The organism is Microbacterium sp. NPDC056003, from assembly GCF_042274785.1.
Taxonomy (GTDB): Bacteria; Actinomycetota; Actinomycetes; order Actinomycetales; family Microbacteriaceae; genus Microbacterium.
Genome location: NZ_JBHJXQ010000001.1, coordinates 1,609,805 through 1,625,022, shown reverse-complemented (window position 1 = coordinate 1,625,022; position 15,218 = coordinate 1,609,805). Strand labels below are relative to the sequence as shown.

General features: G+C 66.0%; 12 protein-coding genes. 2 read left to right on the top strand and 10 right to left on the bottom strand.

The annotated features are described in order from the left end of the window. Positions 1–71: 71 nt before the first annotated feature. The 4 genes from ACFC1W_RS07540 to ACFC1W_RS07525 form a co-directional block, all read right to left on the bottom strand. Positions 72–908 carry a DUF559 domain-containing protein gene (locus ACFC1W_RS07540; RefSeq protein ID WP_375990531.1) on the bottom strand — a complete coding sequence of 279 codons (837 nt, stop codon included), beginning with the start codon at positions 906–908 and terminating at the stop codon, positions 72–74. Between the two features lie 233 nt (positions 909–1,141). Continuing rightward, complete coding sequence (locus ACFC1W_RS07535) at positions 1,142–2,128, bottom strand: LLM class F420-dependent oxidoreductase (RefSeq protein ID WP_375990529.1); 987 nt, start codon at positions 2,126–2,128, stop codon at positions 1,142–1,144. 9 nt (positions 2,129–2,137) lie between these two features. Then, positions 2,138–3,031 (bottom strand): DNA-methyltransferase, encoded by an 894-nt coding sequence (locus ACFC1W_RS07530; protein WP_375990527.1) that lies wholly within the window; start codon positions 3,029–3,031, stop codon positions 2,138–2,140. A 25-nt stretch (positions 3,032–3,056) separates the two neighbouring features. Next, positions 3,057–4,106: a biotin/lipoate A/B protein ligase family protein gene (locus ACFC1W_RS07525; protein ID WP_375990524.1), complete on the bottom strand. Its 1,050-nt coding sequence runs from the start codon at positions 4,104–4,106 to the stop codon at positions 3,057–3,059. Between ACFC1W_RS07525 and ACFC1W_RS07520 the strand changes: the two genes are divergently transcribed. Continuing rightward, complete coding sequence (locus ACFC1W_RS07520; protein ID WP_375990523.1) at positions 4,101–5,081, top strand: carbohydrate ABC transporter permease; 981 nt, start codon at positions 4,101–4,103, stop codon at positions 5,079–5,081. The two genes, ACFC1W_RS07525 and ACFC1W_RS07520, sit on opposite strands and share 6 nt — an antisense overlap. Before the next feature lie 744 nt (positions 5,082–5,825). Here ACFC1W_RS07520 and ACFC1W_RS07515 read toward each other — a convergent pair. Genes ACFC1W_RS07515 through ACFC1W_RS07490 form a run of 6 tightly spaced genes read right to left on the bottom strand, consistent with a single transcriptional unit; the run spans position 5,826 to position 13,648 of the window. After that, positions 5,826–6,836 (bottom strand): glycosyl hydrolase family 32, encoded by a 1,011-nt coding sequence (locus ACFC1W_RS07515; protein WP_375990520.1) that lies wholly within the window; start codon positions 6,834–6,836, stop codon positions 5,826–5,828. Positions 6,837–6,848: 12 nt separating this feature from the next. Further along, positions 6,849–8,909: a glycoside hydrolase family 32 protein gene (locus ACFC1W_RS07510; RefSeq protein ID WP_375990518.1), complete on the bottom strand. Its 2,061-nt coding sequence runs from the start codon at positions 8,907–8,909 to the stop codon at positions 6,849–6,851. Between the two features lie 57 nt (positions 8,910–8,966). After that, positions 8,967–10,592 (bottom strand): ABC transporter substrate-binding protein, encoded by a 1,626-nt coding sequence (locus ACFC1W_RS07505; RefSeq protein ID WP_375990515.1) that lies wholly within the window; start codon positions 10,590–10,592, stop codon positions 8,967–8,969. Positions 10,593–10,638: 46 nt separating this feature from the next. Further along, positions 10,639–11,559, bottom strand: a complete 921-nt coding sequence (locus ACFC1W_RS07500) for a carbohydrate ABC transporter permease (RefSeq protein WP_375990512.1) — start codon at positions 11,557–11,559, stop codon at positions 10,639–10,641. A gap of 5 nt (positions 11,560–11,564) precedes the next feature. Next, entirely contained in the window at positions 11,565–12,533 is a 969-nt protein-coding gene (locus tag ACFC1W_RS07495) for an ABC transporter permease (RefSeq protein ID WP_375990510.1), read from the bottom strand. After that, complete coding sequence (locus ACFC1W_RS07490; RefSeq protein ID WP_375990508.1) at positions 12,530–13,648, bottom strand: LacI family DNA-binding transcriptional regulator; 1,119 nt, start codon at positions 13,646–13,648, stop codon at positions 12,530–12,532. Before ACFC1W_RS07490 ends, ACFC1W_RS07495 begins: the two co-directional genes overlap by 4 nt. Before the next feature lie 93 nt (positions 13,649–13,741). On the opposite strand from ACFC1W_RS07490, the gene ACFC1W_RS07485 reads away from it, so the two are divergent. Beyond that, entirely contained in the window at positions 13,742–15,217 is a 1,476-nt protein-coding gene (locus ACFC1W_RS07485) for a family 43 glycosylhydrolase (RefSeq protein ID WP_375990505.1), read from the top strand. Position 15,218 lies beyond the last annotated feature (1 nt).

The window sequence follows — 15,218 nt, the reverse complement described above, 5'->3', positions numbered from 1 at the left end:
CGACACGCCGTGCTGGGGGTCTCCACCGCCTCTGAGAGCCGAAATCTCCCGACGCTTCGACCGTCCGCGTCCTATCGCGCCCGTCGATCGGTGCGGCCACGGAGAAGTCCGGCCAGCGCCGCCCGAACCTCCTCCGGACGCCACATGATGTCTTCGGCGATGGGCCGATATGTCGCGTAGCCGAGCGCGGCCGCGGCCTGGTCCCGACGTCGATCGCGGCGCTGCGCGTCCCAGCTCGAGTGGTGCTCGAAGCTGTCGCACTCGACGATGAGCCAGCCGTCGACGACGAAGTCGACGCGGCCGACACCGGAGATGGCCACCTGCACGTCGAAGTGCACTCCGAGAGACCTCAGGATCAGCCGGAGGAGGGACTCGGGTCCTGACTCGCACCGCTCGTCGACGAGCCTGTGCACGACCGCGTAGCGCCCAGGGAGGGTCGCGAAGAGTTCGTCGAGCTCGTGCGTCGCAAGGAGGCCGAGGTGCAGCGCAGAGTCCAGGGTCGCGACCGCCGCTCGCGGCGGCTGGCACCTCACCGCCTCTCTGAGGGCATCGAAGACCTCCACGGCGAGAGACGCGGGGTGCGGCACCCGTCTCAGCCGTCCCCAGTGTCGCCGCACTCTGCGGCTCGGCTTCGGTGTTCGATCCCGCGCATCGTGGAGGTGAACGTGCAGCGAGTCGACTGTGAGGACGAACACGCCGCGCCTCGCCAGCTCGGACACGCAGGTCAGCCGACCGCCGTGCGCGCACGCGTCAACCAAGTCGGTGTGCGTTCCGGGAGCAAGGTACGCGTTGTCTCGCGGCTTGAGCAGCCGACCCTCGTCGACCGCGCGCCGCAGTCCGCGGTCGGTCCAACCGAGCTGGATGAGATCGCTTCGCCGCATGGCCGCGTCGGGGGGAGGACTGAGCATGCGGCGACTGTGGCCGATCCGACGATCGGCCGTGCCTGCACGTCGTCATCATGCGGAGGCCGTCCCATGGCGTCCGCTTGGGGAGGAGCCATGCCCTGACCGCGGCGTCAAACGATCGGGGGAAACCTGGCCAGGAGGCACGCATGAGCGCAGGAACGCCCCATTTCTCCCGACCGTTTGACGGCCGCCGCCTGAGGCCCGGCCCCGCCGGCCCTACCCGAGCCCCGCCGGGCTCAGGCCAGCGCGCCGACGACCTCGCGCTCGAAGAGCTGCACGCCCGAGCGGTCGTACGCCGCCTCGGGGAAGTAGTGGATCGCGTAGCCGAGGCCGTGGCGCTCGCGCTCGGCGAGCCGCTCGGCGATCTGCTCGACCGTGCCGAACGCCGGCGAGGAGCGGTACTCGGCCTCAATGGCGTCGGCGCGCTCCTGGCCCACGTGCGGCAGCAGTCGCGCCTTGACCGCGGCGAGGCGATCGGATGCCTCGGCCTCGGTCTCGCCGACGATGGTGTTGAAGTTGGCCGACCGGGTGATCGAACCGAAGTCCCGGCCGATCGCCTCGCAGTGCCCGCGCAGGATCTCGCTCTTGCGATCCCACACCTCGAGCGAGCCGTTGAAGTTCGTGTACGTCGCGTACTTCGCCGCGATCTTCAGCGTCACCTTCTCGCCGCCGCCGGCGACCCACAGCGGGATCCCACCCTCCTGCAGCGGGAGCGGACGGACGATCGCACCGTCGACCTGGTAGTGCTTGCCGTCGAGCGTGGCGCTGCCGGTGGTCCAGGCCTGGGTCATGATGTCGACGCCTTCGCGCAGCATCCCGAGACGGTCCTTCACCTCGGGGAATCCGTAGCCGTACGCCCGCCACTCGTGCTCGTACCAGCCGCCGCCGATGCCCATCTCGGTGCGACCGCCCGACACGGCGTCGACGGTCGCCGCGACCTTCGCGAGGTACGCAGGGTTGCGGTACGCCATGCACGTGCACATCTGGCCGAGGCGGATGCGGCGGGTCGAGGCGGCGAACGCGGCCATGAGCGTCCAGGCCTCATGGGTCGCCTCCTCCGACGGGACGGGCGTGGTGTGGAAGTGGTCGTAGACCCACAGCGACTCCCACGGTCCCTCGTCGGCGAGCTGTGCGAGGGTCGCCATGACCCGCCACTGGTCGGCGGGATCGATGCCGACGAGATCGAATCGCCAGCCCTGGGGGATGAAGGTTCCGAAGCGCATTGGTCCAGCCTACGAGGGCGACCCTCCGTGGCGCACGACCGCGGCCCCCGGCATCCGCTGCCTCATCACAGCGATCGCGTCGGGGTTGTCGTCGACGAGCACCGCGTCGCGCCCGAGTGCAGAAGCCACGGCACCGGTGGTGCCGCTGCCCGCGAAGAAGTCCAGCACGCGGTCGCCGGGGCGCGACGAGGCCTGCACGATCCGACGCAGCACGCCTTCGGGCTTCTGCGTCGGATAGCCGGTCTTCTCCCGTCCGGTCGTCGGCACGATCGTGTGCCACCAGACGTCGGTCGGGAGCTTGCCGCGCGCGGCCTTCTCGGGCGTGACGAGGCCGGGCGCCATGTACGGCTCTCGATCGACGGCCTCCGAGTCGAACCAGTACCGGTCGGGATCCTTCACGTACACGAGGATCGTGTCGTGCTTGGTGGGCCACCGCTTGCGCGTCTTCGCGCCGTAGTCGTAGGCCCAGATGAGCTCGTTGAGGAACTTGTCGCGACCGACGAGCGCGTCGAGCAGCACCTTGGCGTAGTGGGCTTCGCGGTAGTCGAGGTGGAGGTACAGCGTGCCGTCGTCGGCGAGCAGCCGCCAGGCCTCGATGAGCCGCGGCTCGAGGAAGCCCCAGTAGTCGTCGAACCGGTCGCCGTACGCGCGCAGGTCTCCGCGCAGCCGCTCGTAGTCGCGACCGTGGAAGCCCCGGCGCACGACCGCGTCGGCGGCACGATCATCGCGCGGCGGGCGCGCCGTCTCGGTCGCGCGCTCCTGCGTGCGCCCGGTGTTGAACGGCGGGTCGAGGTAGACCAGCGTGAAGGAGCCGTCGGCGAACCCGCGGATGACGTCGAGGTTGTCCCCCACGTGGATCTCGACGGCTCCGGATGCCTCGGCCCCGGTCGCGGGCGCGCTCACGGTCGCCCTGCCTCGGTCAGGTGCGTCACGGCACCCGGCGCAGCCAGGCGTCGGTGGCGAACTTCGACTCGACGAGCGCCTCGGCCTCGGCGTATTCCTCTTCGGTGATACTTCCCGGAACGGCGCCGTAGAGCTTGGCGAACGTCTCCTTGAAACGCTCGATGATCGCCTCGCGCGGCAGCCCGGTCTGGCGGCGCAGCGGGTCGACGCGCTTTGCGGCCGACGTCGTGCCCTTGTCGCTGAGCTTCTCGCGGCCGATGCGCAGCACCTCGGTCATCATCCGGCCGTCCATGTCGTAGCTCAGCGTCGCGTGGTGCAGCACGCCGCCGTTCGCCAGGCGCTTCTGCGCCGCCCCGCCGATCTTGCCCTGCGGTGACGCGATGTCGTTGAGCGGCTGATAGGTCGCCTCGATCCCGAGCGAGCGCAGCGCCTGCAGCACCCAGTCGTCGAGGAATGCGTACGAGTCGGCGAACGTCAGTCCGGCGACGAGGGATGCCGGCACGTACAGCGAGTAGGTCACGATCGAGTTCGCGGCCATGAGCATCGCGCCCCCGCCCGAGATGCGGCGCACGACGTCGAACCCGTGCCGCTCGGCGCCGTCGGGGTCGACCTCGTTGCGCAGCGACTGGAACGACCCGATCACGACGGCAGACTCATCCCACTCCCACATCCGCAGCGTCGGGCGACGGCGGCCGTCGCCGACCCGGCCGGTGAGCACCTCGTCGAGCGCGAGGTTCATCCGCGGCGAGACGGGCTTCTCGTGCACGATCTCCCAGTCGAAGTCGCGCCAGCCCGGTGCCGTCACCAGCGCGCGGCGCACCGCGGTGCCGACCGCCTCGGGGGTGAAGCCGAGCAGCTGCGCACCCTCGGGGAGGGCCGCGCGCACGGCGCCGGCGATCGTCGTGACGTCGGCCTCGACCGGCAGGCCGTTGACCGCGGCGTCGATGTCGTCGAGGGCGGAGTCGGGCTCGAGGAAGAAGTCACCGGCGAGGTGGAAGTCGGCGATGCGGCCGTCGCGCTCCTCGAGGTCGACGACGACCAGCTTGCCTCCGGGCACCTTGTATTCGCCGTGCATGGGTTCAGCCTATTAGGGCTGCGGCCCGGCGCCTCCGGGAGAGGCGGCGGCGCCGGGCGGAAGCATCCCGGCGCCGCCGTCCGTTCTCAGGAGGTGCAGGCCTTCCCGTTGAGGTGGAACTGCCACGGCTCGACCGCGGCGCCGGAGCCCGTCACCGCGATCGCCGCCGTCTTGCCCGGCCGCAGCGACCGTGCGCCCTCGACCGCGACGTTCGCGCCCTCCTGGATTGCGCTGCTCTCGCTGCAGCCCAGTGAGAAGATCCTCTCCAACCCATTCTCATTCGACGACCTCACCCTTGAGAACTACCTCAACGCCGCCAATGCCCTGCCACTCCTGCAGATGTACGGCAATACGATCTTCATCGCGCTGGTCTCGGTGACTGTGGGTACGGCGATTTCATTCATGGGCGCATTCGCGCTCACCCGGATGGTGTTCCGACGGCGGCGAGTTCAGTCCTCCGCGCGGTTCTACCTCCTGGCGGGACTTGCCGTCCCGGTGTACATCCTTCTGTTTCCGGTCTATCGGCTCGACCTCGCCCTCGGTATCTTCGGGACCTATGCCGCGCTGATCCTTCCCTACGTCGCGGTCTCTATCCCGTTCAACACCTTGCTAATGACCGGGTTCCTGCGCGATTTTCCGGCGGAGATCGAGGAAGCCGCAATCATTGACGGCGTCGGGCTCTGGCGACTGTGCTGGTCTATCGTCCTCCCACTCATGAGGCCGGTCATCGCCACGATCCTGATCTTCAACGTCGTCTACGTGTTTAATGAGTTCCCGTTTGCCTCGATCCTGATCAACGACCCCGACATGGTTACGGTCTCGCTGGCGGTGTCGCGTTTCCAGGGCCAGTACACCGTCGACTACGGAGGCATGATGGCCGCTGCCACACTCGTGCTCATCCCCCAGCTCGTTATCTACGCCATCTTCCAGCGGCAGGTGATCGCGGGCATGACGGTGGGTGCCGTCAAAGGCTGACGCAGGTTAGGGAGCATGCACGAGCGCAGCTCGCGTTCCACGGACGTGCCGGTCGAGGTTTCGCACAACGCGCGGGAGGGTGAATCCGGCCTCAGAGGTTGGATTCGAGGCTGATTCTGCCAAGTCCGGCAAGGTTTGACCAAGGTGACCTTGGCTGGAGTTTGCCCAGTGTTTTCAACGGCTTGAGGGGACCTGCCAAGGTTGCCAAGTAGTAGATGTATTCCATGAGAAGAAAAAGTAAGTAGTAGTGAAGAAACGCCTCCAACTGCACTCACTTTCTCTCTATGGATACATCGTCCGCGCTTGGCAACCTTGGCTGGAGCGGTGTTTTTATACCTCTGATCTGGGAACAGCACCGATCTCTGACCTTGGCAGGACCTTGGCAGACCTTGGTCTATCCGGTAAAACTCCCAGGTCGAGGCGAAAACTCGGCCTGCCGGGGTGAGCTTGTGCCGGGATGCCAGCAGGAGCTCGTCGATGTGCCGCAGGGTAATAGACGTGACCACGAGAGCAGCTTCCGCGATACGCGCCGCGACCACGATGCTGGCGTTCGTGGTCGCCGCCGGCGTCCGAGCGCAGCAGACGCACTCACTCGCCGCAGCGAAAATCGACCGCCCCGGGCTCATCCGCCCGCCCCGCAATGTCACCAGCAGGCAGCGCAGCCTCACCTGCGCCGTCGCTGGAGCAGGCATGCTGGATGCGGCCGCAGGCAGAGGCTTCGCGCCCGTCGACTCGCGCGGTCAGCTATCCGTCCTGAGCACTCACGGGCACGGGGTGCTCCTTCCCCGTTGCCGTCGCTACGGCTCGGCCGATGTCCAGCCCTCCGTCCGCGGCGACCGTGACCGGGAACGGATCACTCAATCCACCGACGAACGGACCGCCGTCGACAAACTGGAGGAAGGCGAGGAAGACATGGTCGCCCTCGAAGGTCTCGACGACGCGTCCCGCGTACAACTCGCCCTGCGGGTCGCCAGCGAAGAACTCGTCCCGTTCGAGTTTGAAGGGTCCGGCACTCGAGTCGGAAACGAGGTAGTGGGTGCCGCAGACCGCGAGACCACGACGGACACGGTCCGCGCTGTGCGCCCACTCGTAGGCGGAGAAGAACAGGTACCAGCGTTCGCCGATGCGTTCCAGTTGGGGCACTTCCATGTGACCGAACTCGGCGGGCGCCGCCAACGGGGGCAGCACCTCCCAGGTGTGCAGGTCCGCCGAGCGGGCAAGGCCGATTACTCCGCGTGCGTCGGCGGCGCCTTCTCGCGCTCGAGCGGTGATGAGCATTCGGTACTCGTTGAGGTCGGCGTCGTAGTAGACCCAGGGGTCGCGCCAGGTGAGGTCGAACCACACATCCAGGTCGAGCTGCTCGTACCAGCGCGGGTCCACTTCAAGCACGAAGCTGTCGTCCTTGGTCCACGTGTACAGGTCGGTGCTGGTGGCACGTCCGATTCGCTGGATGAGGCCGTTCTCCGACCGTCGGACCCCGGTGTAGTACATCTGCCAGCCCTCGGCGGTCTCGATGACGCTTCCGGTCCATGTGGACTGGTCGTCCCATGCACCGGGTGCTCCGGGGCCGAGCGCTTCACCGACCACATCCCAAGCGCTCAGGTCCCTGGACACCGCGTGGCCGACGCGGGCGTTCACGTGCCGCAGGTCGGGGTCGCCGAGGCTCTTCGGCGCCATCAGGAAGAACAGGTGGTACGTATGGTCGTGCTTGGCGAGCCAGAAGTCCCAGGTCCAGTGGTCGGGGAGGAGAAGCATGCGGCGGGCCTTTCAGGTTCGGTAGGCGGGGTGGATGCGGAAGGCGTTGAAGGTGACGGCGTGCGTGCCCGCGGGCAGGCGAAGGCGCACGTGGTCGCTGTCGGGTCGGCTGTACGAGCGGGAGGTGATCATCACCGTGTCATCCACCCAGAGTTCGATCATCGACCCGTCCAGAACGAGGCGCGCCCGAGTGGGCTGAATGGAACGGTGGTGCGGGATCGCCCGCACGGGCTCGCAGTACTCCCCAGCCAGGCTCGCGCATGACCGGTCCACCCATGCGCGCTCTGCATCAACACCGAGCGTCGTGCACTCGAGGCCGTCGGCGTGGGCGAAGACGTCGATCTCGAAGTCCCCTTGGATGACTAGTTCGATGTCGAGATGTCGGCCCCGAAGCACGCCCTGGCTGTGGTGCACTCGTTCGTCGCGGAGACCTGCCAGTTCGGCGACCGGTCGTACCTCAAGCGTGCCCGCGGCGGAGAGTCCGAGCTCCAGGGGTATTCCGGCGTTGTGTGCCCACCCTGTGGCAACCTGTTCTTCGCCGCTGCGCTTGTCCTGCGTGATGGTCCAGAGAATCGCGCGCCCGTCCTCGAGCACCGTGCCGCTCGGCCCAGTGAGATGCCCGCCGCCGTCGAACTCCCGCGGCTCGATGTGGTCAGGCACAAACCGAGCGGAGACGGCGTCCCAGATCCCGATCCAGTGCCACACGTGCTGCAGGTGATGCGGGTTGGGGCCCTTCCACCATGGCGCGATGAAGAGAGCGTGACGTTGCCTGCCATCGGCAGCGACGCCGACGGGAAGAAGAACGGGCAGCTCCCACATCACACCGGTGGCGGGGTAAGCGTGTTTATCTCCGACCAGGAGCGACCCGAGCGGTTCCCACCGAGTTCCGTCTTTGCTGCGGTAGAGGAGTGCTGTGCCCCCGAGTCCCTCCAGGCCGGCGCCGATGAGCGCGAACCACACGCCGGCTTCGCGCCATACAAAGGGGTCGCGGAACTGTCCGGGGATCAGCGGAACGCCGTCGAGGTCGGCTGGCATTTCGATGACTGGCGCCGGGTCGACATCCCAGCGGTCCCCGGACGGCCGCGCGATGGCAATCGCCTGGTCCGGCTTCCGTTCGAGCGCTCCCGCGGTGACGAAGAGAAGATGCTCACCGTTGTCACCGGCCACCGAGCTGCCGCTCCAGATACCGTCGGCCGCAAGTTCGGCGGACCCAGGATGAACGGCGATGGGTTGGTCTGTCCAATGCACCAGGTCAGCGCTGATCGCATGGCCCCATGAGATGTGATCCCAATAGGGTCCGCCGGCGTTGTGCTGATAGAAGATGTGGTGCAGTCCCTGGTGCTGCCATGCCGCGTGCGGCTCATTCATCCACCCTTGCGGTGCGCTGAGGTGGGCGAGCGGCCGGTGCGGGTCATCCTGATAGCGCCGACGGGGAGGTGTGGTGTCCACGGGCAGGCCATGGACGATGTTCGTGTCGTCGAGGCCTATCGGCGAGGCAGCCCATGGACCCCCGTCGGACAGCGTGAGGGTGACGCCGGCGAGTAGCCCTATGGCGAACGCGTCTTTCTGACTCTTGGTTCTCCCCACAGTCACGCCATCGGGTATCCGCATCGGTTCCCGCCTCAGAACGTTCACGGATGCGGTCTCCGGCCCGAGCCCGAGTACGAGAGCGTGAGAGCTCAGGTGGACGTGGAGGTGGTTCCATTTCTCCGGCTGCAGGCGCCAAGGGGCAGCGTGAAGAATCTGGTCCACACGGGCGGCGAGCGTTCCGTCCGCGAGGTGGCCGAGGGCGATACCGCGTCCGGCCTCTGTCGCATCGATGAGCGCAGTGAACCCGTCGTGATCGCCGCGAGCAAACGCACGAGGCGCAAACCATGCTTCTGCGCGGAGGGCGTCCAAGTCTTGCGAGCAGCCAGTGACATCGACCCACACTGTGAAGCCGTCCATCCGAAGGAATCGCTCCGGGGTGGGTGCGAGCTCGGCTTGTGCAGTTCCCACGGCGCTGATAACGCGAACAGCGCCGCCGTCCTCGTCGACGGCGCTGGTCGGCTGGTGGGCAAATGCGATGCGCATCGGGCTCCTCGAGGGTAGGGGCGGGGGTGCATCCGGGCTGCACCCCCGCCGGTCGGATCAGCCGGCCGCGGCCCGGTAGCGGTCGTAACCCGACTGGTAGATCTTCAGGAGATCGTCAAGGCCCATGTTCCGCAGCTGGTCGACGTAGCCAGTCCACTCGTCCTCGATTCCGCCTGAGACGATCCATTCCGCCCGCTTCTGCTCAACGAGTGCGTCGATGTCCGGCTCGATCTGACCGATCTGCTCAAGTTCCTCGACATCGAAGAAGACCGACGGGTAGAAGTCCGGCTCGATGTAAGGCAGGTAGTTCTCCTCTAGGGCTTTGGCGCGCTGCAACGCTCGCGGCTCCGGAAGGATGACGGACTCGTAGTCACTTCGCGTGATCACGTGCGGAGCGCCCGCGCCCAGCGCGACCTTCTGCCGAAGCTCGCCTGCGTTCACGCCCTCGGGCAGTTGCGCCTGCTCGAGAACACCGTCCGCATTCTCGACGAGCGTCTCACCGATGGGCCCATAGGAGACCTGCGCCGACATCTTCGGCTCGTACAACGCGTCCACCCACCGCATAGTTGCGGACGGGTACTCGTTGGAACGGGTGATAGCGAACGCGCTGCGGCCGTAGTCGGTCAGGTTCGAATGCCCGACCAGCCGCCCGTTGACGCCTTCCAGCACCGGGAGCAGCACGTAGTCGGCTGCCCGCTCCGCGCCGACGACTTCCTCGGTTTCCCACCACACGTACGATCCGAGCACTGGGGTCTCGGTCTTGCCCTTCGCGAGATACGCCTTGTCGTCCTGGGTAAAGGCTTCGGCGTCGATGAGGCCTTCCTCGTACCACTCGTGAAGGGTCTGGATGGCATCCCGATACCGGTCGTCAGCGCCGGTGTAGATCACTTCTTCATCGCGAACGATGCGGTGGTCGGTGTTGTCCGCGATGCCGCCGAGCGCGGCGAACAGGTCGCCGATGTCGGCGCACCACCAGTTGTTAATGAAGCTGAGCGGGATCTCGTCGGCCTTGCCGTTGCCGTTGGGATCCTGCGTCTTGAAGGCGACGAGGGCATCGTGGTACTCGTCGACGGTAGTGGGCACCGGAAGTCCGAGCGCGTCCAACCATGACTTGTTGATGGACCAGAAGAACGGGACCGCGCCGAGACCGAGTTCCTCAGCATTCGGCAGCGCGTAGATGTGGCCATCCGACGCGGTCACCGCAGCTTTGAGGTCCGGGTTCGCCTCAAAGATGGCAGTGAGGTTGGGAGCGTGCTCGGCAATCAGATCCTCGAGTGGAATCAGGGTGCCGTTTGTGCCGTACTTGACTAGCTCCGCGTCGGTGAACCGCGAGTTCAGGAATGCGTCGGGGAGGTCGTTGGACGCCAGAAGGAGGTTCCGCTTCTCCGAGTACACCTCGGGCGCAAGCATCTCCCAGTCGATGGTGATGTTGGTGTCCTCTTCCCAGCCCTGCACGAGTGTCATCTCGTTGTAGTCAGGTGCGAGTGAGGACTTCTCACCGGCGATGGTGAGGGTCAGCGGCTTCTCGACAATCGGGAGACCGGTCGGCTGGAAACCGAACTCGTCGGACTTGTCCGCAGTGTCGTCGGCGTTGCCGTTTCCACACCCGGTGAGAGCGAGCGCGAGCGCGAGGGCAGCGGCCACGCCGCCGGCAACCCTCCCGCGGGTCCTTCTTTCGATCATGATGTTTCCTTTCGGGTTTTCGTCCTGTGCGGGACGAGGGTGCGTTTCAGTTCTTGACGGCGCCCAGCAATGCGCCCTGGGTGAAGAAGCGCTGCAGGAACGGGACGACAAGCAGCAGCGGGATGCTCGCGAAGATGATCGCGGCGTACTTGACGAGTTCGACGACACGCTGCGCTTCTTCGTAGCTGCCGAGGTCGCCCGTGAGGCTGCCGCTGCCGGACAGATTGGACTGCACGAGGATGTTGCGCAGCACCAGCTGAAGCGGGTACATGTCCGGCGTGCTCAAGTAGATGAGCGCATCGAAGAAGCCGTTCCAATTCCAGATGATGTGGATGACAATCATCAACGCGATGAGCGGCTTGGCCAGTGGGACGGCGATGCGGAAGAAGAACCGGAAGTCGCTGGCACCGTCCATCTCGGCCGCTTCGCGGAGCTCGTCCGGGAGGTTCGTCTCGAAGAACGCCCGCGCAATGATGATGTTCCACACAGCTAGGGCGCTGGGCAGCACCATGGCCCCCACAGTGTCGAGAAGCCCGAGGTCTCTCACGACGAGGAACTTCGGGATGATTCCGCCGTCGAAGAACAGCGTCAGAACGATAAGAAATGTGATGGTCTTGCGTCCGGGAAGGTCCCTGCGGGACAGGACGTAGCCAGCCGATACCACCAGCGCGACACTGATGAAGGTGGCAAGCGACGTGTAGACCACCGAGTTGCCGAGGCCCCGCCACACCAGCGGGTCGCCAAGCAAGCGGGCGTAACCGTCAAGAGTGAAGCCGACCGGCCATAGCCAGACTTGGCCCTCGTAAACGCGTGAAGGTTCGCTGACGGACGCGATGGCGATGAAGTAGAGGGGGTAAATGACGGCGACGATGGCGAAGGAAAGGATGGCGAAGGTCACCGCGTTGAACAGCGGATCGGAGAGACGACGGCGGGCGGGTCGCCGATGTGCGCGAAGGGTGGTCGACATGGTTCCTACCAAAGGCTCGACTGGCGGGCTCGGCGCGCGACCCAGTTGAAGGTCAGCAGCAGCCCGAGATTGAGGAGGGCGTTGAACAATCCGATGGCTGAGGCGTAGCTGAACTCCGCGCCGAGCAGGCCGACCTGATAGGTGTACGTCTGCATGATCTGCGATGTCGCGAGATTCAGGTCCGTTTGCATCAACAGTGCCTTCTCGAAACCAAGGTTGAGCAGGTTGCCGACCGCGAGGATGAACAGGACGGAGATCACCGGCGCAATGCCGGGAATGTCGACGTGCCACACCCGCTGCCAGCGGGATGCGCCGTCAACCTTCGCCGCGTCATGCAGCGCCGGATCGACGCCGGCGAGTGCGGCCAGGTACACCACCATGTTGAAACCGGCTTCCTGCCAAACCGAAGATGCGACGTAGACGGGTCTGAACCACTCGGGCGAACCCATGAAGAAGATGGGTTCGCCGCCCAGCAGCACAATCAGGTTGTTGACCAGACCGGCGCGCGGCGAGAGCAGCACGAACAGGATTCCAACCACGACCACGGTTGAGATGAACGTCGGCGCGTACAGGATCGTCTGGATTCCTCGGCGGACCCGCCCCTGTGCGAGCTGGTTGACCAGCAGCGCGAGCAGGATGGGGATGGGGAACACGAAAGCCAGGTTCACCAGTGCCAGCAGGATCGTATTCGAGAGGATCTGCGGGAACTGGTACGAGGAGAACAGCCGTTCGAAGTGTTCGAGCCCGACCCAGGGGCTGTCGGTGAATCCGCCGCCGGGCGTGTAGTCACGGAACGCGATCTGGACGCCGTACATCGGCCAGTACTTGAAGACCAGAAAGTACAACAGCGTGGGCGCTAGTAATACGTATAACTGCCACTTTCGCAGCACCCTCGCCAGGCGCGAGCGACGCCGTGGCCGCACGACGGCCTGCGAGTCATGCGCGGCAGTGGGACGAGTCAGCACACCAGTCATGCGGGCTCCTTTCGTGAGGGGCCGACGGAGCCGCGTCGGATGAGCGGACACGTCACGAGTTCTGCAGCCGCTCCCCCGCGTTCGCCTTGCAGGAGGAGCTCCACGGCGCGACGACCCATCTCGGCGAAGGGCAGTTCGAGGGTGGTCAGGCCGGGCCGGAGGAATGGCGCGAGGGTCTCCTGGTTGTCGAAACCGACGATGGAGACATCCTCGGGGATCCGCAGACCCATCTCCTGAAGCGCTTGGTAGGCGCCCCACGCCGTGCGGTCGTTGCCGCAGAAGATCGCGGTGGGACGGTCCGTTCGCGCCATCAGTTCATACGCGCCGCGATAGCCCGCGTCGGGGTTGCCGTCTCCTTCGATGTGGAGAGCGGGGTCGGCTTCGAGGCCGTGTTCGTCCAGGACGGAGAGAAATCCGTGGTGCCGCTGCACGGCGGCTGGCAGCTGTGAGCTGAGCGGTGCGATGTTGATCATCGCGATCCGTTCGTGGCCCGCCGTTACGATCTCCCGAGCCGCCTCCGCTCCGCCCGCGAATTCGTCGGGAATCACCGCACGGGTGCGGCCGGCGGCGTCCTCAGAATTGAGGACGACACTCGGAATGTCCGCAAGTGCGTCCGGCACGCTCAGAACGCGGTGGTACATGGCGGCATACACGATGCCGATGACGCGGTGTGAGAGGAGCGATTCGATGGCGGCGTCCTCGAGGCGGGGGTTACCTCCGGTGTTGATTGTCAGCAGGAGCATGTCGTCGTCCCACGCGCGTGTCTGCGCGCCCTCAACGATTCGTCCAGAGAAGGGGGAGCTCACGACCGCGTCGCCGACGAATCCGATGAGGCCGGCCTTGCCGTCACGTAGGGTCTTCGCCGCGGCGTTCGGCCTGTACCCCAAGTCGCGGGCGGCGCCGAGCACGCGTTCGCGGGTCGCTTCGGCAACGCGCGAGCCGCCACGGTTGTTCAGCACGAGTGACACCGTGGCCTGGGAAACTCCCACTGCCGCAGCGATGTCGTTCATCGTCGCACCTACATTGGCACTGCTCGCCATGAGTCCTCTTCGAGTCATGTTATACGTATAACCTGTCTTGTTCTCTGACGCTACCATCACGGCCGCCCGGCACACAACATCAGGTTTTGGCGAAATAGTTTGATTAAACGCTTGACCATGTCAACTTGACAGGCCTAAAGTCTGGTCAAGCGTTTAAGCAAAGGATCAATGACGATGCAGAACCTGTTCCCGAAACCGGCCGACGGCTGGGTCGGCGATGTCATCCCCTGGCAGGAGAACGGCACCTTCTCGCTGTTCTACCTCCACGACATTCGGGAGACCCCCAAGCCCGGCACGCCCTGGCGACGGTTCGTCACAAGGGATCTCGTGAACTTCGACGAGGTCGGCGTGGCTCTGGCAGCAGGTGCCGAGCGGGCCGCGGACTTCAACGCGTACACCGGCAGCGTGGTGCGTGACGAATCCGGCACCCATCACCTCTTCTACACGGGGCAGAACCCGCGCATCGTGGGTGAGGACAGGCTGCCGCTGCAGCTGGTGATGCATGCGACCAGTGACGATGACATGGCGACGTGGCAACGGCACCCTGCGCACACGTTCGGCGCTTCGGCCGGCTACGAGTCCGGGGATTGGCGCGATCCGTTCGTGTTCCGCGACGACGCGGCCGGTCTGTGGCGGATGCTCATCGCCGCCCGCCACACCGACGGGCCGGAGCGGCGCCGCGGAGTCATCGCCCAATGCGTCTCCACCGACCTCGTGCACTGGCAACCGGCAGCCCCGTTCTGGGACCCGCGCCGATACATCGCGCACGAGTGCCCCGAGGTCTTCGAGTGGAACGGGTGGTGGTACCTCGTCTACTCGGAGTTCTCCGACGCCTTTACTACCCGCTACCGGATGTCCCGCAGCCTCGATGGACCGTGGCAGACTCCCGCGAACGACTCCTTGGATGGGCGGGCGTACTACGCCGCGAAGTCGGCGGAGCGCGACGGGCGCCGACTGTTCTTCGGCTGGATCGCCACCAGGGAAGGCGCGCGAGACGACGGCCCATGGCAGTGGGCCGGCACCCTCTCCGTCCTCGAGGCTCGCCAGAACCCGGATGGCACACTCGCGTTCGGTTTCAGCGACGAGATGCTCGACCGCTGGGATACGCGAGACCTGCTGGATGACGAGCGAGCCTTCCCGCGTTCGCTGGATGCGCGCGGCCGCCACCTTGCGGTGACCTCCGACGCGGAGCTGCCCGCCACGTTCCGAGCGACCGTGCGGTTCCAGGTCACCGCCGACACCGACGACTTCGGCGTGCTCCTGCGCGCCAGCGCCGACGGCGACACGGCATACAGCATTCGACTGGAACCACGTCGCAACCGCATGGTGTTCGACCGGTGGCCGCGACGTCGTACTGGCGACGGGCAGTGGGAAGTTTCCGGCGACGTCCCCCATGTCATCGAACTGGAACGCCCGTGCGAACTCAGCGTCGGCGAGCACGTCCTGGACATCATCGTGGACGAGGACATCTGCGTCGCCAACCTCGACCGCGCCGTCGTTCTGAGCGCCCGGATCTACGATCTGCCGGCGGGCCGATTCGGCGTCTTCGCCTCCGAAGGCACGGTCGGCATCACCCATGCGACCGTCACCGTACCCGCCCCCGTCCCTGACCCGATTCCAGCACTCGCGGCGGCGACTCGCTGAC

Coding starts and splice junctions, on each gene's coding strand:
- ACFC1W_RS07485 (WP_375990505.1), top strand. CDS start 13,742: ATGACGATGCAGAACCTGTTCCCGAAACCGGCCGACGGCTGGGTCGGC.
- ACFC1W_RS07515 (WP_375990520.1), bottom strand. CDS start 6,836: ATGCTTCTCCTCCCCGACCACTGGACCTGGGACTTCTGGCTCGCCAAG.
- ACFC1W_RS07495 (WP_375990510.1), bottom strand. CDS start 12,533: ATGACTGGTGTGCTGACTCGTCCCACTGCCGCGCATGACTCGCAGGCC.
- ACFC1W_RS07505 (WP_375990515.1), bottom strand. CDS start 10,592: ATGATCGAAAGAAGGACCCGCGGGAGGGTTGCCGGCGGCGTGGCCGCT.
- ACFC1W_RS07525 (WP_375990524.1), bottom strand. CDS start 4,106: ATGCACGGCGAATACAAGGTGCCCGGAGGCAAGCTGGTCGTCGTCGAC.
- ACFC1W_RS07500 (WP_375990512.1), bottom strand. CDS start 11,559: ATGTCGACCACCCTTCGCGCACATCGGCGACCCGCCCGCCGTCGTCTC.
- ACFC1W_RS07540 (WP_375990531.1), bottom strand. CDS start 908: ATGCTCAGTCCTCCCCCCGACGCGGCCATGCGGCGAAGCGATCTCATC.
- ACFC1W_RS07510 (WP_375990518.1), bottom strand. CDS start 8,909: ATGCGCATCGCATTTGCCCACCAGCCGACCAGCGCCGTCGACGAGGAC.
- ACFC1W_RS07535 (WP_375990529.1), bottom strand. CDS start 2,128: ATGCGCTTCGGAACCTTCATCCCCCAGGGCTGGCGATTCGATCTCGTC.